Below are 22,032 nucleotides of genomic sequence, written 5' to 3' on the forward strand. Positions count from 1 at the left end.
TTGCCTTGAATCGCCCAAAAATATACAATTTCGCAGTTTCTCAAGCGGGATCGGCCCCGAGGCCCGTCCCGTTTTTTGTACATATCGGGTGCGCCTTCCGCGTACCTTCAAGATCTTCAAGCTGATTCCAGGAGCTTCTCGTGAGTGCATTCCCGTCCGCCCTTCTTGCGCTTGCCGACGGAACGATCTTCCACGGCAAGGGTATCGGCGCGATTGGCAGCACGGTTGGCGAGGTCGTGTTCAACACTTCCATGTCGGGTTATCAGGAAATCCTGACCGACCCGAGCTATTGCCGCCAGATCGTCACGCTGACCTATCCGCACATCGGCAACACCGGTGTGAACGCAGAGGACGTCGAGTCCGACCGGGTGCATGCTGCGGGTCTCGTGATTCGTGACCTGCCCATCCTGCCGTCCAACTTCCGCATGAGCCAGCGCCTCGATGCCTACCTGAAAGCCGAGAACGTGGTTGCGATCGCCGGGCTCGATACCCGCAAGCTGACCCGCGTGCTGCGCGAAAAAGGCGCCCAGGCGGGTTGTATCGTCACTGCCGCCCCAGGCGAGACTCTGAGCGCCGAGGCTGCCGTTGCCCAGGCGCGGGCCTTTCCGGGCCTGGCCGGCATGGACCTCGCCAAGGTCGTCAGCGCCACCGAGCGTTACGACTGGAAGCAGGGTGAATGGGCCCTCGAGGGCGGCTACACCGATCGCGCCGATGGCCGCTTCCACGTCGTCGCCTACGACTACGGGGTCAAGTACAACATCCTGCGCATGCTCGCCGAGCGCGGCTGCCGCCTCACCGTGGTGCCGGCGCAGACGAGCGCCGCGCAGGTGCTCGCGCTCAACCCGGACGGCGTCTTCCTGTCCAACGGCCCGGGCGACCCCGAGGCTTGCGATTATGCGATCGATGCGGTCCGCGAGATCGTTGGCGCGCGCATGCCGACCTTCGGTATCTGCCTCGGCCATCAGTTGCTGGCGCTGGCCTCCGGTGCGAAGACGATGAAGATGCCGACCGGACACCACGGCGCCAACCACCCGGTCAAGGATCTCGACACAGGCAAGGTGCTGATCACCAGCCAGAACCATGGCTTCGCGGTCGATCCGTCCACCATGCCGGCGAACCTGCGCGTGACGCACGTGTCGCTGTTCGACGGCACCAATCAGGGTATCGCGCGCACCGACGTGCCGGCGTACTCCTTCCAGGGTCACCCGGAAGCGAGTCCCGGTCCGCACGACGTGGCCTACCTGTTCGACCGCTTCATCGGTCTGATGGAAGCCGCCAGATAACACGGTGCCCGGCGGGCCGTGGCCCGCCACCCCAGTTTTGGACGCGAGCGCATTCGGCGCGGCGTCGAGGAATCATCGAGGCAAGACAATGCCCAAACGTACAGACATCAAGACCATCCTGATCATCGGCGCCGGTCCGATCATCATCGGCCAGGCCTGCGAATTTGACTATTCCGGCGCTCAGGCCTGCAAAGCCCTGCGTGAGGAAGGCTACAAGGTCGTCCTGGTCAACTCGAACCCGGCGACGATCATGACCGACCCGGAAACGGCAGACGTCACCTATATCGAGCCGATCACCTGGCAGGTCGTCGAGCGCATCATCGAAAAGGAGCGCCCCGACGCGATCCTGCCGACCATGGGCGGCCAGACCGCGCTCAACTGCGCGCTCGATCTCGGCCGCCACGGCGTGCTCGCCAAGTACGGCGTAGAGCTGATCGGCGCTTCGGAAGAGGCGATCGACAAGGCCGAGGACCGCCTGAAGTTCAAGGACGCGATGACCAAGATCGGTCTCGGCTCCGCGCGCTCTGGCATCGCCCACAGCATGGAAGAGGCGCAGCAGGTGCAGGGCGGCATCGGCTTCCCGGTCATCATCCGCCCGAGCTTCACGCTCGGCGGCACCGGCGGCGGCATCGCCTACAACATGGAAGAGTTCCAGGAGATCTGCAAGCGTGGCCTGGAGGCGAGCCCGACCAACGAGCTGCTGATCGAAGAGTCGCTGCTCGGCTGGAAGGAGTTCGAGATGGAGGTCGTGCGTGACCGCGCCGACAATTGCATCATCGTGTGCTCGATCGAGAACCTCGACCCGATGGGCGTGCACACCGGCGACTCGATCACGGTCGCCCCGTCGCAGACGCTGACGGACAAGGAGTACCAGATCATGCGGAACGCCTCGATCGCGGTGCTGCGCGAGATCGGGGTGGATACCGGGGGGTCGAACGTGCAGTTCGCCATCAACCCCCAGGACGGTCGCATGATCGTCATCGAGATGAACCCGCGCGTGTCGCGTTCGTCGGCGCTGGCTTCCAAGGCCACCGGCTTCCCGATCGCCAAGGTCGCGGCCAAGCTGGCGGTGGGCTATACGCTCGACGAGCTCAAGAACGACATCACCGGCGGTGCCACGCCGGCGTCCTTCGAGCCCTCGATTGACTACGTGGTCACCAAGATTCCGCGCTTCGCATTCGAGAAGTTCCCGCAGGCCAACGACCGCCTGACCACGCAGATGAAGTCGGTGGGCGAGGTCATGGCGATGGGCCGCAGCTTCCAGGAGTCCTTCCAGAAGGCGCTGCGCGGTCTGGAGGTGGGTGCCTACGGTCTGGACGAGATCGAAGCGGACAGCGCCGACCTCGAGCACGAACTGTCGAGTGCCGGCCCGCAGCGCATCTGGTATGTCGGCCAGGCCTTCCGCGAAGGCATGAGCCAGGAGCAGGTTCACAACCTGACCAAGATCGACCCCTGGTTCCTCGCCCAGATCGAGGACATCGTGCTGTCCGAGAAGGCGCTCGCCGGCCGTTCGCTGAAGGCGCTGCAGGCGCCCGAACTGCGCGAGCTCAAGCGCAAGGGCTTCTCCGACCGCCGGCTCGCCAAGCTGCTCAACGCCGACGAGACCGCGCTGCGCCTGCATCGCCATGCGCTCGGCGTGCGCCCGGTGTTCAAGCGTGTCGATACCTGCGCGGCCGAGTTCGCCACGTCGACCGCCTACATGTACTCCTCTTACGAGGACGAGTGCGAGGCGCGCCCGACCGACAGGAAGAAGATCATGGTGCTCGGCGGCGGTCCGAACCGCATCGGCCAGGGCATCGAGTTCGACTACTGCTGCGTCCATGCCGCGCTCGCGCTGCGCGAAGACGGCTACGAGACCATCATGGTCAACTGCAACCCGGAGACCGTGTCCACCGACTACGACACCTCCGACCGCCTGTATTTCGAGCCGATCACGCTCGAGGACCTGCTCGAGATCGTGCACATCGAGAAGCCGGTTGGCGTCATCGTGCAGTTCGGCGGCCAGACCCCACTCAAGCGTGCCCAGGCGCTGGCCGACAATGGCGTGCCGATCATCGGCACCAGCCCGGACATGATCGACGCCGCCGAGGACCGGGAGCGCTTCCAGAAGCTGCTCAACGACCTCGGCCTGCGCCAGCCGCCCAACCGCACCGCGCGCACGCCGGAAGAGGCCGTGCGTCTGGCGGCCGAGATCGGTTATCCGCTGGTCGTGCGTCCGTCCTACGTGCTCGGTGGCCGCGCGATGGAGATCGTTCACGAGCAGAAGGACCTCGAGCGCTACATGCGCGAGGCGGTCAAGGTTTCCAATGAATCACCGGTGTTGCTCGACCGCTTCCTCAACGACGCCACCGAAGTCGACGTCGATGCGCTGTCCGACGGTACGCAGGTGATCATCGGCGGCATCATGGAGCACATCGAACAGGCCGGAGTGCACTCGGGCGACTCCGCGTGCTCGCTGCCGCCTTACACGCTGTCGGCTGCGCTGCAGGACGAACTGCGCCGCCAGACCGAGGCGATGGCGCGTGCGCTCAACGTCGTCGGCCTGATGAACGTGCAGTTCGCGATCCAGGGCGAGGGCGACGACGCGGTGGTGTTCGTGCTCGAGGTCAACCCGCGTGCCTCGCGCACCGTGCCCTTCGTCTCCAAGGCCTGCTCGCTGCCGCTGGCCAAGGTCGCCGCGCGCTGCATGGCTGGGCAGAGCCTGGCCAGCCAGGGCGTGACCGGCGAGATCGTGCCGCCGTACTACTCCGTCAAGGAGGCGGTGTTCCCGTTCGTGAAATTCCCGGGCGTGGATACCATCCTCGGGCCCGAGATGAAATCCACCGGCGAGGTCATGGGCGTGGGCCGCAGCTTTGCCGAGGCCTTCGTCAAGAGCCAGATCGGCGCGGGCGTCAAGCTGCCGACCTCGGGTGCGGTGTTCATCAGCGTCAAGCATGGCGACCGTCCGGTCGCGGTGGAGGTCGCGCGCGAGCTGCATGCCCTGGGCTTTACCCTGGTTGCGACGCGCGGTACCGCGTCGGTGATCGAGGCCGCCGGCATTCCGGTCGCCGTGGTGAACAAGGTCAATGAGGGCCGCCCGCACATCGTCGACATGATCAAGAACGAGGAACTCGTCATGGTCATCAACACGGTCGAGGAAAAACGCCAGGCGATCACCGACTCGCGCTCGATCCGCACCAGTGCGCTCGCCGCCAAGCTGTCGATCTTCACCACCATCGAGGGCGCGCGCGCCGCGTGCATGGGCATGCGTCGTCTGGCGGGCGGGCTCGAGGTCTATTCCGTGCAGAGCCTGCACAAAGAACTGAACCAGCAAGCATGAACAAGACTCCGCTCACCGTTGCCGGTGCCGAGAAGCTGCGCACCGAGCTCCATCGTCTGAAGACCATCGAGCGCCCGAGCGTGATCGCCGCGATCGCCGAGGCGCGCTCGCATGGCGATCTGTCGGAGAATGCCGAGTACGAGGCCGCAAAGGACCGTCAGGGCTTCATCGAAGGCCGCATCATGGAGGTCGAATCCAAGCTCGCCAATGGGCAGATCATCGATCCCAAGCTGCTCGACGCGGACGGGCGCTGTGTGTTCGGCGCCACCGTGGATCTCGAGGACATGGATTCTGGACAGGTCGTGACCTACCAGATCGTCGGTGACGACGAGGCCGACATCAAGGACAACAAGATCTCGATCAGCTCGCCGATCGCGCGCGCACTGATCGGCAAGTACGCGGGAGACATCGCCGAGGTTCAGGCCCCGGGCGGCGTGCGTGAATACGAGGTGATCGACGTCCGCTACATCTGATGCTTGCTGCAAGGGCAGTGACAGAAGCGAAAAAGGCGGTGCAATGCGCCGCCTCCTCGTTTCAGGGCACTACAGGCGATTGCGCGCGGGTTCAGCGGCCGCGCGACCCGCTGCTGGAACCGGTGCCGCGTCCGCGCGGGGCCGGGCTGCGCGCGGGCGAGCGGCGCGATTCGGCGCTGGCTTTGGCGAGTGCGGCGCGGCGAGCGGCAGCGGCAAATGCAGCAGCAGATTTTGCCGTGGCGACACGCGCGGGTTTTTTCTCTGCCGAGGTGGCCGGTTTTTCCTCGTCGCGGCGCTGGCGCCAGACCACGAGGATGTTGCCGATGTGCTGGACCGGGGCGGCGTCGAGCGCGTCGCACAGTTCCTGCATGAGGGCCTCGCGCTGTTCGCGCTCGGCACCCTGGACCTTGACCTTGATGAGTTCGTGCGCCTGAAGCGAGCGCTCGATTTCGGCAACGACGGTCGGGGCCAGACCGTTGTCGGCGATCGTGACCACAGGGTTGAGGTGATGGGCGCGTGCGCGCAGGTCGCGGCGCTGGGCCGGGGTGAGCTCGGTCATGGAAATTCTCTGGGTACTTGAAGCCTGGGACGCGGATTCTACTCCTTGCGTGGGGGTGGTGGCCGTTAACGGAAGAGCAGACGAGCGGATGAAGAAGAACAAGAGCAGTCGTGCCTGGGTGCACGATCATTTGAACGACCCCTATGTGCAGCGCGCACAGGCCGACGGCTATCGCGCGCGCGCCGCCTACAAGCTGCTCGAGATCGACGAGCGTGATCATCTGCTCAGGCCAGGTGCGATCGTCGTTGACCTCGGCTCGGCGCCGGGGTCCTGGTGCCAGGTGGCGGTCAAGCGCTGTGGGCCAAAGGGTCGAGTGCTTGCGCTCGACCTGCTCCCGATGGAGGTTGTCGCAGGTGTGGATTTCCTGCTGGGCGACTTCACCGAGGACCGTGTGCTCGCTGAGCTCGAGGCCCGCCTCGAGGGTGCCCGCGCAGACCTCGTGCTTTCGGACATGGCGCCGAATCTCACGGGGGTGGCGACCGTTGATCAGGCACGCTCGATTCATCTCTGCGAGCTCGCGCTCGATTTTGCGATCCAGCATCTGAAACCTGGCGGCCAGTTTCTGGTCAAAGTGTTTCAAGGCGAAGGCTTCATGGGGTATCGCAAGCAGATGGAGGCCGTTTTTGCTTCGGTGCATGTGCGCAAGCCGAAGGCATCGCGTGATCGCAGCGCCGAGGTATACCTCCTGGGCAAGGGGCCGCGTCAGCCCTGAACGGGAGAGTGCACTTCATTGTCTGCGGCAATACCGCCTATTGGTTTGCCCAGGGGAACGTTCACCACTAGAATCAGTCAGTCGCGTACAGGCCTTAATGCCTTTCGGGGAATAGAAAGTTGAACAATCTCTTCAAGAATCTCGCGATCTGGATGGTCATCGGCGTTGTGCTGATGACCGTATTCAACCAGTTCAACGCGCGGCAGGCGCCCGCCAACACCATGGAGTACTCGCAGTTCCTGGAGGAAGCCAAGGCGGGCAAGATCACGCGTGCGACCATCGACGGGCGCATGCTGAGGGCGACCACCCAGGAGGGGCGCTCAATCACGGTTTACACGCCTGGCGTGCAGGACATCTGGATGGTGTCCGATCTGATGCGTTACGGGGTGCAGATCAATGCGAGCAAGCCGGAGGAGGAGCAGTCCTTCCTCGCGAGCGTGTTCGTGTCCTGGTTCCCGATGTTGTTGTTGATCGGCGTATGGATCTTCTTCATGCGCCAGATGCAGGGCGGTGGAAAGGGGGGGGCGTTCTCCTTCGGCAAGAGCAAGGCGCGCATGCTCGACGAGTCGGCGAACACGATCACTTTCGCGGACGTTGCCGGCTGCGACGAGGCGAAGGAAGAAGTCTTCGAGCTGGTCGAGTTCCTGCGTGACCCGTCCAAGTTTCAGAAGCTCGGCGGGCGCATCCCCAAGGGTGTGCTGATGGTGGGCTCGCCGGGTACCGGCAAGACCCTGCTCGCCAAGGCGATCGCCGGCGAGGCCAAGGTGCCGTTCTTCTCGATCTCCGGTTCCGATTTCGTCGAGATGTTCGTCGGCGTCGGTGCGGCTCGCGTTCGTGACATGTTCGAGCAAGCCAAGAAGCAGGCACCGTGCATCATCTTCATCGACGAGATCGATGCGGTCGGTCGCCAGCGTGGCGCCGGCATGGGCGGCGGTAATGACGAGCGCGAGCAGACGCTGAACCAGTTGCTGGTCGAAATGGATGGCTTTGAAGGCCAGGCTGGCGTGATCGTGGTTGCTGCGACGAACCGCCCCGACGTGCTCGACCCGGCGTTGTTGCGCCCGGGGCGTTTCGACCGCCAGGTCGTCGTGTCGCTGCCGGACATTCGGGGCCGCGAGCAGATCCTCAAGGTGCACATGCGCAAGGTGCCGATCGCACCCGACGTCGACCCGCAGGTGCTTGCACGTGGTACGCCGGGTTTTGCCGGCGCCGATCTGGCAAACCTGGTGAACGAGGCGGCGCTGTTTGCCGCGCGCGGTAACAAGCGTCTGGTTGACATGGAAGACTTCGAGCGCGCGAAGGACAAGATCATGATGGGCGCCGAGCGCCGCTCGGTGGTCATGCCTGAAGAGGAGCGCCGTAACACGGCCTATCACGAGTCTGGCCATGCCGTGGTCGCACGTCTGCTGGACAAGACCGACCCGGTGCACAAGGTCACCATCATTCCGCGTGGCCGTGCGCTCGGGGTGACGATGCAGCTGCCGACCGAAGATCGGTACAGTCAGGACCGTGAGCGTTTGTTGCAGACGATCACCGTTCTGTTCGGCGGGCGGATCGCCGAAGAGATCTTCATGAAGCAGATGACCACGGGCGCTTCAAACGACTTTGCGCGTGCTACCGACCTCGCTCGTCGCATGGTCACGCAGTGGGGTATGTCTGACAACCTCGGGCCGATGGTGTATGGCGAGGAGGAGGGCGAGATCTTCCTCGGTCGTCAGGTCACTACCCACCGCAACGTGTCGGAGGCGACGATGCAGAAGGTCGACGCGGAGATTCGCCGCATCATCGACCAGCAGTATTCGTTGGCGCGCCGTCTGCTCGAAGAGAACAGCGACAAGGTCGAGGCGATGACCAAGGCGCTGCTCGAATGGGAAACCATCGATGCCGATCAGGTGAACGACATCATGGCGGGACGTCCGCCGCGCCCGCCCAAGCCGGTGAACACGCCGGCCGCGCGCCCGAAGGACGACGCACCGGGGGCCGCCCCCACGGCACCGGCGCCGGCTGCCTGACGCGCACGGCAGCAGGCCGCACTGGCAGACGGGCCGGCTTTTGCCGGCCCTTTTCATTCGCTTCCGAGCCCACGCCCGACATGGGCGCGGGCGCTCAAATGGAGGGTCTTCATGTCCGTCCTTCAATGCGGTCGCTTCCGCCTCGACCTCAGCCAGCCGCAGGTGATGGCGATCATCAACCTGACCGACGATTCATTCTCGGGCGACGGGCTGCATGGCGATGCCCGCGCCGCGCTCGCTCGCGCCGAGCAAGCGCTGGAGCAGGGTGCGGACATGCTGGACATCGGTGCAGAGTCGTCCCGGCCTGGCTCCGAGCCGGTTCCCGAGGCGCAGGAACTCGAGCGCGTGGTTCGCTTCGTCGAGCAGGCGCGCGACTGGCAGGTTCCGCTGTCGATCGACACCGTCAAGCCGGCAGTGATGCGTGCGGCACTCGCGGCCGGTGCGGACATGATCAACGACATCAATGCCTTCCGGGCGTCCGACGCGATCGAGGCTGTGGCCTCCGGAAACGCCGGGCTGTGCCTCATGCACATGCGTGGTGAGCCACGGACCATGCAACAGGATCCGAGGTACGGGGACGTGGTCGGTGAGGTGGTGGCGTTCCTCGACGAGCGTGTCGCGGCGCTGCAGGCCGCCGGCGTTGTGCGCGAACGCCTGGTGCTCGATCCGGGCTTCGGATTCGGCAAGCGCACGGTTCACAACTTCACCTTGTTGCGCGAACTGGCCCGATTCACCGAAGGCGGGCTCCCGGTGCTGGCCGGCATGTCACGCAAGTCCATGATCGGCGCCGTGACGGGCCGCGAGGTTGGCGAGCGTCTGGCCGGCAGCGTGGCCGCGGCACTGATCGCAGTCCAGCGCGGCGCCGGGATCGTGCGTGTGCACGATGTCGCCGCGACCGTCGATGCGATCAAGGTGTGGCAAGCGACGCTCGCGTCAAGCTGAGCAGGGTGCGCGCTGCGATGTCATAATCCGCGCTTTATCGAGCTGGCGGAGTGATGATGGCGCGTAAGTATTTCGGCACCGATGGCATTCGTGGCAAGGTCGGGGACGCACCGATCACGCCTGAATTCGTGATGAGGCTCGGCTACGCGGCCGGCGTCACCCTGGTTGCGCGCGAGAAGCTGCCGGCGGGCGAACACCCCGCAGTGTTGATCGGCAAGGACACGCGCATCTCCGGCTACATGCTCGAGGCCGCGCTCGAAGCCGGCTTCGCGGCAGCGGGGGTCGATGTGATGCTGGCGGGGCCGATACCGACGCCAGCCGTTGCATACCTGACCCGGGCCTTGCGTCTGCAGGCTGGGGTGGTGATCTCGGCCTCGCACAACCCGTTTTACGACAACGGGATCAAGTTCTTTTCGGCCGGTGGTGCCAAGTTGCCCGATGCACTCGAGTTGGAGATCGAGGCGCGCCTCGATGAGCCGATGGGCTGCGTCGACCCCGCTCGCCTCGGCAAGGCGCGGCGCATCAACGATGCGGCTGGTCGCTACATCGAGTTCTGCAAGAGCACTTTCCCGAACGAGCTCGACCTGCGCGGGCTGAGAATCGCGATCGACTGCGCCCACGGCGCCGCCTATCAGATCGCGCCGAAGGTGTTGCACGAATTGGGGGCCGAGGTCCTGGCTGTGGGCGTCGAGCCCAATGGCCTGAACATCAACGACGGAGTTGGGGCGACGCGGCCAGAAAACCTCAAGAATGCCGTGCTCGCGCAGGGTGCCGATCTGGGCATTGCACTCGATGGCGATGCCGACCGCCTGATCATGGTTGATCACCGCGGCGAGATCTACGACGGCGACAAGCTGCTCTACGTTATTGCTTGTGCCCGCCAGGCCGAAGGCCGGCTTGATGGCGTGGTTGGAACGCTCATGAGCAACCTTGGCTTCGAGCATGCGATCGGCCGCCTCGGGGCGCCCTTCGCGCGTGCGAAGGTGGGCGACCGTTATGTGCTCGAGCAACTCCACGAGCGCGGCTGGAAGCTCGGCGGCGAGAACTCCGGCCACATCATCTGTCTCGATCGCCACACCACGGGCGACGGCATCGTATCTGCACTGCAGGTGCTCGCTGCGCTCAAGCAGCGCGGGCTTTCGCTTGCCGACGCATGCGCCGATCTCGTGTTCTACCCGCAGCGGCTGATCAACGTGCGCATGCCGGCTGGGTTCGACTGGCGCGCCGATGCCACGATCGCGCGGGCGCAGCAGGAGGCAGAGGGCGAACTGGGTGAGTGCGGACGGGTGCTGCTGCGCCCCTCCGGCACCGAGCCGCTGTTGCGGGTGATGGTCGAAGGGCAGGACGGAGTGCAGGTCGAGCGTCTCGCAAAGCACATTGCCACGGCAGTGGAGCACGCCTTTGGTTGATGGTGAGTTTGTTGCGGTGCGGCATGTTCGCCGTTGATGCGCCGCGCCGCGGTGAAAACTTTCAAGTGGCTGAAAGAAAATAGAATTTCTATGTGTATCCGGTATCGAAACGCAAAAGCCCGAGCCAGGTTGCTCGGGCTTTTGCGTTTGTTTCGTGACGTTTAACAGAACTGTCACGTTGAGTGTCGATAATCCAGACCGTTCCCGCAACGCGGGAGCGCCTGCCTGCGAGGCAGGGCGAATTCACGAAACCGGAGAGTCAGTACATGTTCAAGAAGAGCCTCATCGCGACCGCCGTCGTGGCCATGACCGCCTCCTTCGCCGCACAGGCGCAGGTCCAGGTCGACCCGGCGCTGTCCTCGTACGAGCCCGTCAGTGGGGTATCGGGCAACCTGAAATCGATTGGTTCGGACACGCTGAACAACCTGATGACGCTGTGGGCCGAAGGCTTCAATGCCATGTACCCCAACGTCAAGATCGAGATCGAAGGCAAGGGTTCGAGCACCGCGCCCGCCGCTCTGATCGCGGGCACTGCCCAGTTCGGTCCGATGTCGCGACCGATGAAGGGCAAGGAAGAAGACGACTTCGAGAAGAAGTACGGTTACAAGCCCACGGCCATTCGTGGCGCCGTCGATGCGCTCGCCGTCTATGCGCACAAGGACAACCCGATCGAGTGCCTGACGCTGCAGCAGGTCGATGCCATCTTCTCCAAGACCCGCAAGGGCGGCCTCGACAAGGACATCAAGACCTGGGGTGACGTCGGCGTGACCGGCGAGTGGGCCAGCCGCCCGATCTCGCTCTACGGCCGTAACTCGGCCTCGGGCACCTACGGCTACTTCAAGGAAGTTGCGCTCTTCGATGGCGACTACAAGGATGAGGTGAAGGAGCAGCCGGGTTCCTCGACCGTGGTGCAGGGCGTCGCCTCCGACATCGGTGGTATCGGCTACTCGGGCGTGGGCTACAAGACCGCTGACGTCAAGTTCGTCAAGCTGGCGGCGGCCGCGGGTGAGACCTGCTACGAGCCGAATGCCGAGCACGCTTCCAGCGGTGACTACCCGGTCTCCCGCTTCCTGTACATCTACGTCAACAAGAACCCGAACGAGATGTTGGATCCGGTTCGCGGCGAGTTCATCCGTTTCGTCTACTCGAAGCAGGGGCAAGAGGCCGTGGTCAAGGATGGCTACTTCCCGGTCGTGAAGGCGCTCGCTGACGACGACATGAAGCGCTTCGGCCTGGCCAAGTAATCGCTTCGGTTCATTGGCTGGCGGGCACGGCTTAGGCGGTGCCCGCCACTCGTTTAAATGTAGCAGTGGAAACGCCCATGAGTGAAAAATCGGCCAAACAGTCAGGCACGCAGGACGGTTACAAGCGCTTGCTGCCGATTGGCAGGACGACACGCAAGTCTGTCCTGTTCGCGGACCGCGCGGCAGATCTGACGATCACCGTAGGCGGCCTCCTCGTCATTGTCGCCGTCTTCGGCATCCTCGCCTTTCTTGCGAAAGAGGCGATCCCGCTGTTCATGGGCGGCGAACTCAAGAAGCAGGATACCTACGTCCTGCAGCCCATGCAGGATGTGATCTGGACCAATGCCGACGAGTACCAGACGATGGGTCTGCGCATCGGCAGCAATGGCAAGGTCGACAGCTTTCATATCAATTCGGGGCGCCCCCTGGCGGCGCTCGAGCTGGATTTCGGCGGTGACACGGCGACCGCAGTCGGCGCCACCAACAGCCGCGGCGACATGATGTTCGGCTTCGCTGATGGCAGCGTGCGTTTTGCTCACATCGGTCTCGAAACCCAGGTCTTGCGCGCTGAGGACATGCCCTCCGGTCTGACGCAGATCGACGACGACGACTTTACCGACGGTAGCTCGGTCTACCGTCGCATCCCCGGCAACCAGGTGCGACGCATCGCTATCGACGCCAAGGTCATGCCGCCCGAGCAGATCGCACCCGAGGGCGTGGCGATCAAGGCGATCGGCTTTGCCCTCGGCGGTACGGTCGAGCGCCCGACGCGTTCTTACGTCAGCTTTGACGCCGACGGGGTAGGGCGGCTGACGCGCTCCGAAACCCGGGTGAACCTGATGACTCGGCAGGAAACGGTAACCACTCGCAGCTCGAACCTGCCAGCGCTGCCGGCGGGTACGTTGGTGGCCAAGGTGCTGCTCACCGCGCAAGCCGACCAAGTCTATGTCGGCGTAGCCGATGGTACTGTGCAGCGTTTCGATACCCGCGATTTCAACAATCCCAGACTGGCCGAGACGGCCCGCTTGACGCCAGAGGGTGCGCAGCTCGGCGTGCTCGGTTTCCTGATTGGCGACCAGACCATCGTGGTCGGTGGCACCGACGGCTCGCTGCGAATGTTCTTCCGCCTGCAGGCCGAGAACGCCGGCACGGCGGACGGCTACAAGATGGTGCTGGCGCGCGAGCTCGACAAGCAGCCGGCCGCTATCGTCGCCTATGACGTCTCGCAACGCCGCAAGAACCTGGTGACGCTGGATGCGGACGGTAACTTGTGGTTCCGTCATGCCACGAGCGAGCAGGTTCTGCTGCAGCTCAAGCAGGACAAGTCGGGCGCCGAAGCAGGCGGGCAGCTGATGTTGATGCCGCGTGACGACGGCGCGGTCGCGATCACTCCCGCCGGCCTGGTTGACCACTGGACGTTCAACGTCCCGCATCCGGAGACCACCTGGCGCGCGATCTTCGGCAAGAGCTGGTACGAGGGTTATCAGGAGCCGAGTTACACATGGCAATCCTCCTCCGGCACAGACGTCTTCGAGCCCAAGTTCTCGCTTGTTCCGCTGATCTTCGGCACCCTCAAGGCCACCGTCTATTCGCTGATGTTTGCGGTGCCGATCGCGCTGCTTGCGGCGATCTACACGTCGGAGTTCGTCCATCGCAAGGTCCGCGCCACGGTGAAGCCGATGATGGAGATGATGGAGTCGCTGCCGACGGTGGTGCTCGGCTTCATCGCCGCGCTGATCCTCGCGCCCATCGTCGAGAGCTGGATCGCAGCCGTGCTGCTGGGCTTCATTGCGCTGCCGATGGGGCTGATGATCGCCGCCTATGTATGGCAGATGCTCCCGCCATCGGTCGCGCTGAGGCTCAACGGCATACCCAAGTTCGCCTTGATGTTCGTGGTTATCGGGCTGTCGGTGTGGGTTGCCGCCGCGCTTGGACCGTGGTTCGAGCAGACTTTCTTCTATGGCGACTTCAAGGCCTGGACGAACCACGACGTCGGTACCGGGACCCCCTTCATGGGTCTGCTGCTGTGGCCGCTGTCCTTTGTGCTGCTGACCATGCTGTTCAACCGCACCGTTGGTACGGCCTACCGTATGCACGTTCGCGGCCTGGGTCGCCAGCGGGCGGGCGTGCTCGACGGCGCGCGCTGGCTGGTCATGGTCGTGCTCTCGATCGCGCTGTCCTTCGGCCTGGCGATGTCGCTGACGTCCCTGGGTTTCGATCCGCGCGGCGGGGTGGTGGATACCTACGTGCAGCGCAACGCGTTGGTCGTCGGGATGGTGATGGGCTTCGCGATCATCCCCAACATCTACACGCTGGCTGAGGACGCGCTCAATTCGGTGCCTTCGCAGTTGCGCGCCGCCAGCCTCGCCGCCGGCGCCACACCCTGGCAGACGGCGATCTGGGTCGTGTTGCCGACCGCGATGTCGGGCGTGTTTGCGGCCGTCATGATCGGCATGGGCCGCGCCGTGGGAGAGACCATGATCGTGGTGATGGCTGCGGGCAACACCGCGCTGCTCGACTGGAACATTTTCAACGGCCTGCGCACCCTGTCGGCCAACATCGCCGTGGAACTTCCCGAGGCGGTGATCGGGGGGACGCTTTACCGCATGCTGTTCCTTGCCGCGCTGACGCTTTTCATCATGACCTTCGTCGTCAACACGGTGGCCGAGGTCATCCGCCAGCGCTTCCGCAAGCGCGCCTTCCAACTTTGATCGAGGAAGGGCAAAGACCATGACGACAAATGTCGAACAAAAGGCGCTGAACATGAGCACCGAGAAGGATGCAGGAAAGGAAGCAAAAGCCGTCCGCCGCTACACGGCGGATCTGTCGGCGGTGGGCGAGCCGGCGCTGTGGGGTTTCGGCGGTGCATTGGCACTGGGCATGATCCTGATCTGCGGCTTCCTGCTGATGATCTTCTGGAACGGGATGACCACCTTCTGGCCGAAGCCGATCGAGGTGGTGACGCTCGACAATGGGCGAAAGATCGCCGGGGAGCCGTCACGTTTCAACGTGTATCGACCCGAGGGGGCTTTCCTCGCCGGCTTGCCCGAAGCGGTGCGTAACGACATCGCTGCCAATGACGGTTACGCCGAGCGCACGCTTTACCGGATCGGCAACTACGATCTCTACAACGAGGATTTCCGCTGGGTGAACACGTTCGACGTCGCCAGCGTCGAGCGCGATCCGTCGTTCTATTACCTCGAGCGCCAGGAATGGGGACCTTTCGTCGGCCGCATCAAGGCGGTGATCCTCGATGGCGTCGAGCACGATCCGGCAGCGCTTGGTTTGTCACGGCTGCACGAGGAGCAGGCTGCCGCGCGTGACCGCTTCGCCGCAATTCGAAAGATCGAGCGTTCCGATATTGGCGTCACCAACCATGAGCTGAACCAGCTTCGCCTCGGCCTGCGCCGCATCGAACTCGATAAGGGGGCCGACAGCGCCGAGTATCGTGCCGAACTGATCCGGGTCGAGCAGCGCACCGCAGAGCTGCAGCGCGAATTCGATCGTCTGCAGGGCCAGGCCAACGAGATCAAGGCGTTCGATGCCCGCTTCCGCATCGTGCTCGAGGAGGTGGGCGGCGACACCAAGGAAACGCAGTTGTCGCAGATCGTCCGCTTCTATCCGGCCAACGACCTTTCAGTCTTGCAGAAGGTCGGTATCTATTTCTCGCGCTGGGGAGAATTCCTGAGCGCTGAGCCGCGCGAGGCCAACACCGAAGGCGGCATCCTGCCGGCGATATTCGGCACCGTGGTGATGACACTACTGATGGTGGTCGTGGTCGCTCCCTTCGGTGTGATCACCGCGCTGTATCTGCGCGAGTACGCGAAGCAGGGCAAGCTGGTGGCAATGGTGCGGATCGCGGTCAATAACCTCGCCGGCGTGCCCTCCATCGTGTATGGCGTGTTCGGCCTCGGTTTCTTTGCTTACACGGTGGGTGGCTCGATCGACGCCATCTTTTTCCCCGAACGCCTGCCCAACCCCACCTTTGGTACCGGCGGCATCCTGTGGTCGGCGCTTACGTTGGCGCTGCTCACCGTGCCGGTGGTGATCGTGGCCTCCGAGGAAGCCTTGTCTGCCGTACCGCGCTCGATCCGTGAGGGCTCGCTGGCCTGTGGTGCATCGAAGTGGCAGACGATCCGCTCGGTGGTGCTGCCGCACGCGATGCCCGGCATCATGACCGGCCTCATCCTGGCAATGGCACGCGGGGCCGGGGAGGTGGCGCCGCTGATGCTGGTGGGCGTGGTCAAGCTCGCCCCCGAGTTGCCGATCGACGGCTTCGCCCCATTCATCCACCTCGAACGCAGCTTCATGCACCTGGGCTTCCACATCTTCGACGTGGGCTTCCAGTCGCGCAACTCCGAGGCCGGCAAGCCGATGGTGTTCGTCACCACCTTGCTGCTGCTCGCGCTGATCGTGCTGATGAACTCGTCCGCCATCTACATCCGAAACCGACTCAAGAAGCAATTTGTCGGTAGCCAGTTCTGAGATTCAGGAGCCTCAAACCATGACAACCGCAACCCTGGAAGCGCCGGGCATTCCCAAGACCGTCTATCACGTAAACGAATCCGGGCAGGGCTCGGCGATCTCGATCAGCGACTTCAACCTCTTCTACGGTGAGGCGCAGGCGCTCTACAACGTCAATATGGACGTCCAGCGCGGCATGGTCACCTCGCTGATCGGGCCATCGGGCTGCGGCAAATCGACGCTGCTGCGCTCGCTCAATCGCATGAACGATCTCATCGACAATCTGCGCATCAGCGGCAAGGTCATCGTGCACGACAACGACATCTATGCCCCGGGCGTGGATGTGATCGCCCTGCGCAAGCGAATGGGCATGGTTTTCCAGAAGCCGAATCCCTTCCCCAAGTCGATCTTCGAAAACGTGATCTACCCCTTGCGGGTCGAGGGCATCAGTGACAAGGCGATGCTTGCCGAGGCCTGCGAGCGTGCGCTGAAGGGCTCGGCACTGTGGAATGAGGTCAAGGACCGCCTCAATGAAAGTGCGCTCGGTCTTTCCGGAGGCCAGCAGCAACGCCTTTGCATCGCACGCGCAATCGCGGCCGAGCCCGAAATCCTGCTGATGGACGAACCCTGCTCGGCGCTCGATCCGATCGCCACCGCCAAGGTTGAGGAGCTGATCACCGAGTTGCGTGGCCAATTCACGATTGTCATCGTGACGCACTCGATGCAGCAGGCCGCGCGCGTGTCCGACAACACCGCGTTCATGTATCTCGGCAAGCTCATCGAGTACGGTGCGACCGATACAGTTTTCGTCAACCCGAAGGATAGCCGCACCGAGGACTACATCACCGGACGATTCGGCTGACTCCGCTCAGTCGCGTGCGCGGAGCGCTGCGTTGAGCTGATCGACCAGCTCGGCCCAGTCGGCATCCCCGGCAAGCTCCTCGCGCAGAAACGCCGACTGGCTTGAAGTCCAGAACGGCGCGTCTGCGAGCTTCACCGTATCGGGCAGTGGGGCGTGGTTTCTGACAAAGCTCTCGATTGCATCCGGATCGTTCGCCAGGCCCAGCTGTGCGAATAGATCCTTGAGAACATGTACCGGCTTTTCCATGTGGCGCTCCCAGTTTTTTCGGGGTGTTCATCGCGGTTATAGCAGATCCGAGCGGGCGGTGAACCGCTAGTCGAATGGATCAAGGCGTCTACGACTGGCTCAGGATCGCCCGATTCAGCCGTCGTATGTGGAGGCCCCCTGCGGCACTTCCCAGCTACGACTGGAAGTCAGATTGCCTTGCGGCAAAAGCGTTCCGACCACGATGCGCATGGCTCGGCAGTGGGCAGAACAGCTCCCGGGTGTGTTGCCAGCGTCCGCGCAGCGCGGACCTCGTCGGAGGATCCCTGTCCCGATCCGTGCCCGGATTTGCCGCCGAGGTCATCGGAGCCTTATACTCCTGCGGTTTATCCTCGTTAACGCGGTTCGACAATGACCAGGCTCGTCGCCGGCAACTGGAAGATGAACGGCAGTCTCGCTGCCAATCGCAAGCTCCTTGGCGAGCTTGCCGTCCAATCTGGCGTGGAGGTGGCAGTGTGCGTGCCTTTTCCGTATCTCGCTCAGCTTCAGGAGCGGCCTGCAGGGCTGTTCCTTGGGGCGCAGGATGTCAGTGAGTTCGAGGTCGGTGCATACACCGGTGAGGTGAGTGCGGCGATGCTGGCCGAGTTCGGCTGTCGGTTCGTGATCGTTGGACACTCCGAGCGACGTGCCCTATTCGGGGAGGATGATCTCCTTGTTGGGCGAAAAGCGCGCGCCGCCATGGCGCGGGGAATTGTCCCGATCGTGTGCGTGGGCGAGACACTTGCCGAACGAGACGCGGGGCAGGCAATGCTCGTGATAGGTCGCCAACTCGCGGCGGTGCTGGAGGTGTTGGGGCGCGAAGCGATGGCGGCTGTTGTTCTGGCCTATGAGCCGGTCTGGGCGATTGGCAGCGGTCGGTCTGCGACGGTGTCGCAGGTTAGCGTGGTTCATGCTGGTATCCGCGGCTGGCTGCGGGAGCAGCGCGTGCGCGCAGAAGGTGTTCGCATCCTTTATGGCGGCAGCGTCAAGCCGGAAAATGCGGCTGAGCTGTTTGCGGTGCGCGACGTCGACGGTGGTCTGATCGGGGGGGCGTCGCTCGTCGGGGAAGATTTCATGGCTATCTGCCGCGCCGCGGCCGATGCAGTTTGATTGTTCAACTTTTGGTTCAAATCAGGGTTTGTGATGGGTGACTATCTGTTTTCTCTCGTGTTGACGGTCCACGTTCTGGTCGGTCTTGGTGTGATCGGGCTGGTTCTTGTGCAGCACGGCAAGGGTGCCGACATGGGCGCCGCTTTTGGTGGCGGCACTTCGGGCAGCCTGTTCGGTTCCTCCGGCTCGGCGAACTTTCTGAGTCGAACGACGGCTGTGCTGGCTACGGTGTTTTTCATCACCAGTCTTGGGCTGACTTTCCTCGCCAGCAACAAGCCTGCGGCACCTTCGAGTGTGATGGAGGGCGTGCAGGTCGCCCCCGCGGTTGAGCCTGTGCCGGCCGCGCCTGTCGATACCTCGCCGGCACAGTCCATACCCAAATAATTGGGTTGGGCCTCTTTGCGCGGTGCGCAAAAGCTCATATAATTATGAGGCTTTCTGAGCGACAGGCCGACGTGGTGAAATTGGTAGACACGCTATCTTGAGGGGGTAGTGGCGAAAGCCGTATGAGTTCGAGTCTCATCGTCGGCACCACATTCCGGGAACGCCCGCGGTAGCGGGCGTTTCCATGCAGAGCAGACAAAAACAATAATGACGGCGCGTTTTTGACGTCGTCCAACGTAAATGGGGGTTTCTGGACATGCTGGAAAATTATTTTCCCGTCCTGATGTTCATGCTCGTTGGTCTTGGGTTTGGTGTTGCTCCTGTCATTCTTGGGCGCCTGCTCGCCCCCTATCGTCCCGATACGGAAAAAAATTCTCCCTACGAATGCGGCTTCGAGGCGTTTGAAGACGCCCGCATGAAGTTCGACGTTCGCTATTACCTGATCGCCATACTTTTCATCCTGTTCGACCTTGAGATCGCCTTTCTGTTTCCGTGGGCGATGGTCTTTCAGGAATTTATCGCCGCTGGAGAGATTGCCTGGTTCGTCTTCGGTTCGGTGATGGTCTTTCTCGCGATCCTGGTAATCGGTTATATCGTCGAGTGGAAGAACGGCGCACTCGACTGGGAGTAAGGCATGAGCATTGAGGGCGTCTTTCGCGAGGGGTTTGTCACCACCTCGCTCGATGCGGTCATCAACTGGACGCGCACCGGCTCGTTATGGCCGATGACATTCGGTCTGGCCTGTTGTGCGGTTGAAATGATCCATGCGGGCTGCTCCCGCTACGATCTCGACCGCTTCGGCGTGGTGTTCAGGCCGAGTCCGCGGCAGTCCGATCTGATGATCGTCGCCGGCACGCTGTGCAACAAGATGGCGCCGGCGTTGCGCAAGGTCTACGACCAGATGTCGGAGCCGCGCTGGGTCATCTCCATGGGGTCGTGTGCTAATGGTGGTGGCTATTACCACTATTCCTATTCGGTCGTGCGGGGTTGCGATCGTATCGTGCCGGTCGACGTGTATGTGCCGGGCTGTCCGCCGACGGCTGAGGCGCTGATCTACGGCATTCTCCAGCTTCAAAACAAGATCAAGCGCACCAACACGATTGCGCGCTGACGGGTGTCCCAGACATGAGTGCCAAGCTTGAACGCCTGAGTCAAACCTTGCGCGACGTCTTCGGCGAGCGGCTTAAGTCGCTCGTGGTCGATCGCGGTGAGGTGACCATCGAGGTTGCTGCTTCTGACTACTTGCGCATTGCGCGCCAGTTGCGCGATCACGCCGAGTTGTGTTTTGAGCAGTTGATCGACATTTCCGGGTTGGACTATTCCTCCTATGGTCATCTCGCGTGGGAGGGGCGGCGCTTTGCATCCGCCGCGCATCTGACGTCGATCAAACACAACTGGAGGTTGCGCCTCAAGGTGTTTGCCGATGATGATGCCTTTCCAGTGGTCGATTCGGTAGTCGACGTCTGGCAGAGCGCAAACTGGTATGAGCGCGAATCCTTCGATTTGTACGGGATCATGTACTCCGGTCATCCTGACCTGCGTCGCATCCTGACCGACTACGGTTTCGTCGGTCATCCGTTCCGCAAGGACTTCCCGGTCTCGGGTTATGTCGAGATGCGCTACGACCCGGAGCAGGGCAGGGTTGTGTACCAGCCGGTCACCATCGAGCCGCGCGAGAACACGCCGCGCATCGTGCGCGAAGAGAACTACGGGGACGTCGGCCATGGCTGAGATCCGCAACTACACGATCAACTTCGGTCCCCAGCACCCGTCTGCGCACGGGGTGCTTCGCCTCGTGCTCGAGCTTGATGGCGAAGTCGTCGAGCGCGCGGATCCGCATATTGGTCTGCTGCATCGCGGCACCGAAAAGCTTGCCGAGACACGCACCTGGGTGCAGTCCGTGCCCTACATGGATCGCCTCGATTACGTGTCGATGATGTGTAACGAGCACGCTTACTGCATGGCGATCGAGCGCCTGCTCGGCGTACAGGTGCCGGAGCGTGCACAGTACATCCGCGTGATGTTCGACGAGATCACGCGCATCCTGAATCACCTGCTCAACATCGGTACGCACGCGCTCGACATCGGCGCGATGACGATGGTGCTTTACACCTTCCGCGAGCGGGAAGATCTGATGGATGTCTATGAGGCGGTGTCGGGTGCGCGCATGCACGCGGCCTACTACCGGCCGGGCGGGGTCTATCGCGACCTGCCGGACCGGATGCCGAAGTACGAGGTCAACAAGTTCAAGAACGAGAAGCTCGTCAAGGAGCTCAACGCCAGCCGCGAAGGGTCCATGCTCGACTTCCTCGAGGACTTCACCAGTCGCTTCCCGACTTATTGCGACGAGTACGAGACCCTCCTCACCGACAACCGGATCTGGAAGCAGCGTACCGTGGGCATCGGCGTGGTGTCGCCCGAGCAGGCGCTGGCCTGGGGCTTTACCGGTCCGATGCTGCGTGGTTCAGGCATCGCCTGGGATCTGCGCAAGAAGCAGCCCTATGAAGTGTACGACCGCATGGATTTCGATATCCCCGTGGGCAAGAACGGCGACTGCTACGACCGTTACCTTTGCCGCATGGAGGAGATGCGCCAGTCAAACCGGATCGTCAAGCAGTGCATCGACTGGCTGCGCAGGAACCCGGGGCCGGTCATCACCGACAATCACAAGGTTGCGCCGCCATCGCGCGAGGCGATGAAGTCGAACATGGAAGAACTGATCCATCACTTCAAGCTCTTCACCGAAGGGATGCATGTGCCCAAGGGCGAGGTGTATGCCGCAGTCGAGCACCCGAAGGGCGAATTTGGCGTGTACGCCGTCTCCGACGGTGCCAACAAGCCTTATCGACTCAAGCTGCGCGCACCCGGTTTCGCGCACCTCGCTGCAATGGACGACATGGCCCGCGGGCACATGATCGCCGACGTGGTCGCGATCATCGGCACCATGGATGTGGTGTTCGGCGAGATCGACCGCTGACGCGCGGGGCGCTGACAAGACAGGTACTGGCGTCGCAGG

19 protein-coding genes and 1 tRNA gene are annotated in these 22,032 nt (G+C 63.1%); 18 read left to right on the top strand and 2 right to left on the bottom strand.

Annotated elements, in window-relative coordinates:
- Window positions 1–140: 140 nt before the first annotated feature.
- The 3 genes from carA (at window position 141) to greA (ending at window position 5,075) form a co-directional block, all read left to right on the top strand.
- Complete coding sequence (gene carA / locus RBT54_RS04035) at window positions 141–1,283, top strand: glutamine-hydrolyzing carbamoyl-phosphate synthase small subunit (protein ID WP_320364356.1); 1,143 nt, start codon at window positions 141–143, stop codon at window positions 1,281–1,283.
- An 88-nt stretch (window positions 1,284–1,371) separates the two neighbouring features.
- Window positions 1,372–4,602, top strand: a complete 3,231-nt coding sequence (carB, locus tag RBT54_RS04040) for a carbamoyl-phosphate synthase large subunit (protein WP_320364358.1) — start codon at window positions 1,372–1,374, stop codon at window positions 4,600–4,602.
- Window positions 4,599–5,075 carry a transcription elongation factor GreA gene (gene greA, locus RBT54_RS04045; protein ID WP_320364360.1) on the top strand — a complete coding sequence of 159 codons (477 nt, stop codon included), beginning with the start codon at window positions 4,599–4,601 and terminating at the stop codon, window positions 5,073–5,075. The genes carB and greA overlap by 4 nt, the downstream gene beginning before the upstream one ends.
- A 91-nt stretch (window positions 5,076–5,166) precedes the next feature.
- Here greA and yhbY read toward each other — a convergent pair whose 3' ends face one another.
- Window positions 5,167–5,634 (bottom strand): ribosome assembly RNA-binding protein YhbY, encoded by a 468-nt coding sequence (gene yhbY / locus RBT54_RS04050; RefSeq protein ID WP_320364362.1) that lies wholly within the window; start codon window positions 5,632–5,634, stop codon window positions 5,167–5,169.
- 88 nt (window positions 5,635–5,722) lie between these two features.
- Here yhbY and RBT54_RS04055 point away from each other — a divergent pair, with 88 nt between their 5' ends.
- From RBT54_RS04055 to pstB, 8 genes are all read left to right on the top strand, one after another.
- On the top strand, window positions 5,723–6,346 hold the full coding sequence (locus RBT54_RS04055) for an RlmE family RNA methyltransferase (protein ID WP_320364364.1): 624 nt from the start codon (window positions 5,723–5,725) through the stop codon (window positions 6,344–6,346).
- A 119-nt stretch (window positions 6,347–6,465) separates the two neighbouring features.
- A complete protein-coding gene (ftsH, locus tag RBT54_RS04060) occupies window positions 6,466–8,358 on the top strand; it encodes an ATP-dependent zinc metalloprotease FtsH (protein WP_320364366.1) in 1,893 nt (630 codons plus the stop codon).
- Window positions 8,359–8,469: 111 nt separating this feature from the next.
- Window positions 8,470–9,300, top strand: coding sequence for a dihydropteroate synthase (gene folP / locus RBT54_RS04065; protein WP_320364368.1), 831 nt, complete (start codon window positions 8,470–8,472; stop codon window positions 9,298–9,300).
- Window positions 9,301–9,356: 56 nt separating this feature from the next.
- Window positions 9,357–10,709 (top strand): phosphoglucosamine mutase, encoded by a 1,353-nt coding sequence (glmM, locus tag RBT54_RS04070; RefSeq protein WP_320364370.1) that lies wholly within the window; start codon window positions 9,357–9,359, stop codon window positions 10,707–10,709.
- Window positions 10,710–10,975: 266 nt separating this feature from the next.
- Complete coding sequence (locus tag RBT54_RS04075) at window positions 10,976–11,953, top strand: phosphate ABC transporter substrate-binding protein PstS family protein (RefSeq protein WP_320364372.1); 978 nt, start codon at window positions 10,976–10,978, stop codon at window positions 11,951–11,953.
- A gap of 77 nt (window positions 11,954–12,030) precedes the next feature.
- A complete protein-coding gene (locus RBT54_RS04080) occupies window positions 12,031–14,664 on the top strand; it encodes an ABC transporter permease subunit (protein ID WP_320364374.1) in 2,634 nt (877 codons plus the stop codon).
- A 19-nt stretch (window positions 14,665–14,683) separates the two neighbouring features.
- On the top strand, window positions 14,684–16,438 hold the full coding sequence (gene pstA, locus RBT54_RS04085; RefSeq protein WP_320364376.1) for a phosphate ABC transporter permease PstA: 1,755 nt from the start codon (window positions 14,684–14,686) through the stop codon (window positions 16,436–16,438).
- Between the two features lie 19 nt (window positions 16,439–16,457).
- Window positions 16,458–17,279, top strand: a complete 822-nt coding sequence (pstB, locus tag RBT54_RS04090; protein WP_320364378.1) for a phosphate ABC transporter ATP-binding protein PstB — start codon at window positions 16,458–16,460, stop codon at window positions 17,277–17,279.
- A gap of 6 nt (window positions 17,280–17,285) precedes the next feature.
- Here the strand turns inward: pstB and RBT54_RS04095 are convergent, their stop codons facing one another.
- Window positions 17,286–17,525, bottom strand: coding sequence for a DUF2789 domain-containing protein (locus tag RBT54_RS04095; protein WP_320364380.1), 240 nt, complete (start codon window positions 17,523–17,525; stop codon window positions 17,286–17,288).
- Between the two features lie 369 nt (window positions 17,526–17,894).
- Between RBT54_RS04095 and tpiA the strand changes: the two genes are divergently transcribed.
- The 7 genes from tpiA (at window position 17,895) to RBT54_RS04130 (ending at window position 21,993) form a co-directional block, all read left to right on the top strand.
- Window positions 17,895–18,632 (top strand): triose-phosphate isomerase, encoded by a 738-nt coding sequence (gene tpiA, locus RBT54_RS04100; RefSeq protein ID WP_320364382.1) that lies wholly within the window; start codon window positions 17,895–17,897, stop codon window positions 18,630–18,632.
- 33 nt (window positions 18,633–18,665) lie between these two features.
- The gene (gene secG / locus RBT54_RS04105) at window positions 18,666–19,016 is read left to right on the top strand and encodes a preprotein translocase subunit SecG (protein WP_320364384.1); all 351 of its coding nucleotides are present in this window, start codon (window positions 18,666–18,668) and stop codon (window positions 19,014–19,016) included.
- A gap of 65 nt (window positions 19,017–19,081) precedes the next feature.
- Window positions 19,082–19,166, top strand: a tRNA-Leu gene (locus RBT54_RS04110).
- Window positions 19,167–19,272: 106 nt separating this feature from the next.
- Window positions 19,273–19,647, top strand: coding sequence for an NADH-quinone oxidoreductase subunit A (gene ndhC, locus RBT54_RS04115; protein ID WP_320364386.1), 375 nt, complete (start codon window positions 19,273–19,275; stop codon window positions 19,645–19,647).
- Window positions 19,648–19,650: 3 nt separating this feature from the next.
- Window positions 19,651–20,127: a NuoB/complex I 20 kDa subunit family protein gene (locus RBT54_RS04120; protein WP_002926530.1), complete on the top strand. Its 477-nt coding sequence runs from the start codon at window positions 19,651–19,653 to the stop codon at window positions 20,125–20,127.
- Between the two features lie 14 nt (window positions 20,128–20,141).
- Window positions 20,142–20,747: an NADH-quinone oxidoreductase subunit C gene (locus tag RBT54_RS04125; protein ID WP_320364395.1), complete on the top strand. Its 606-nt coding sequence runs from the start codon at window positions 20,142–20,144 to the stop codon at window positions 20,745–20,747.
- Complete coding sequence (locus tag RBT54_RS04130; RefSeq protein ID WP_320364397.1) at window positions 20,740–21,993, top strand: NADH-quinone oxidoreductase subunit D; 1,254 nt, start codon at window positions 20,740–20,742, stop codon at window positions 21,991–21,993. The genes RBT54_RS04125 and RBT54_RS04130 overlap by 8 nt, the downstream gene beginning before the upstream one ends.
- Window positions 21,994–22,032 lie beyond the last annotated feature (39 nt).

The sequence above is a fragment of the Thauera sp. genome (assembly GCF_034003485.1).
Classification (GTDB): domain Bacteria; phylum Pseudomonadota; class Gammaproteobacteria; order Burkholderiales; family Rhodocyclaceae; genus Thauera.

What these genes read in the sequence shown, in the direction of transcription:
- RBT54_RS04095 (WP_320364380.1), bottom strand. Translation starts at nt 17,525, where the DNA reads ATGGAAAAGCCGGTACATGTTCTCAAGGATCTATTCGCACAGCTGGGC.
- yhbY (WP_320364362.1), bottom strand. Translation starts at nt 5,634, where the DNA reads ATGACCGAGCTCACCCCGGCCCAGCGCCGCGACCTGCGCGCACGCGCC.
- ndhC (WP_320364386.1), top strand. Translation starts at nt 19,273, where the DNA reads ATGCTGGAAAATTATTTTCCCGTCCTGATGTTCATGCTCGTTGGTCTT.
- folP (WP_320364368.1), top strand. Translation starts at nt 8,470, where the DNA reads ATGTCCGTCCTTCAATGCGGTCGCTTCCGCCTCGACCTCAGCCAGCCG.
- RBT54_RS04075 (WP_320364372.1), top strand. Translation starts at nt 10,976, where the DNA reads ATGTTCAAGAAGAGCCTCATCGCGACCGCCGTCGTGGCCATGACCGCC.
- pstB (WP_320364378.1), top strand. Translation starts at nt 16,458, where the DNA reads ATGACAACCGCAACCCTGGAAGCGCCGGGCATTCCCAAGACCGTCTAT.
- pstA (WP_320364376.1), top strand. Translation starts at nt 14,684, where the DNA reads ATGACGACAAATGTCGAACAAAAGGCGCTGAACATGAGCACCGAGAAG.
- greA (WP_320364360.1), top strand. Translation starts at nt 4,599, where the DNA reads ATGAACAAGACTCCGCTCACCGTTGCCGGTGCCGAGAAGCTGCGCACC.
- RBT54_RS04080 (WP_320364374.1), top strand. Translation starts at nt 12,031, where the DNA reads ATGAGTGAAAAATCGGCCAAACAGTCAGGCACGCAGGACGGTTACAAG.
- RBT54_RS04055 (WP_320364364.1), top strand. Translation starts at nt 5,723, where the DNA reads ATGAAGAAGAACAAGAGCAGTCGTGCCTGGGTGCACGATCATTTGAAC.
- tpiA (WP_320364382.1), top strand. Translation starts at nt 17,895, where the DNA reads ATGACCAGGCTCGTCGCCGGCAACTGGAAGATGAACGGCAGTCTCGCT.
- carB (WP_320364358.1), top strand. Translation starts at nt 1,372, where the DNA reads ATGCCCAAACGTACAGACATCAAGACCATCCTGATCATCGGCGCCGGT.
- RBT54_RS04130 (WP_320364397.1), top strand. Translation starts at nt 20,740, where the DNA reads ATGGCTGAGATCCGCAACTACACGATCAACTTCGGTCCCCAGCACCCG.
- glmM (WP_320364370.1), top strand. Translation starts at nt 9,357, where the DNA reads ATGGCGCGTAAGTATTTCGGCACCGATGGCATTCGTGGCAAGGTCGGG.
- RBT54_RS04120 (WP_002926530.1), top strand. Translation starts at nt 19,651, where the DNA reads ATGAGCATTGAGGGCGTCTTTCGCGAGGGGTTTGTCACCACCTCGCTC.
- RBT54_RS04125 (WP_320364395.1), top strand. Translation starts at nt 20,142, where the DNA reads ATGAGTGCCAAGCTTGAACGCCTGAGTCAAACCTTGCGCGACGTCTTC.
- secG (WP_320364384.1), top strand. Translation starts at nt 18,666, where the DNA reads ATGGGTGACTATCTGTTTTCTCTCGTGTTGACGGTCCACGTTCTGGTC.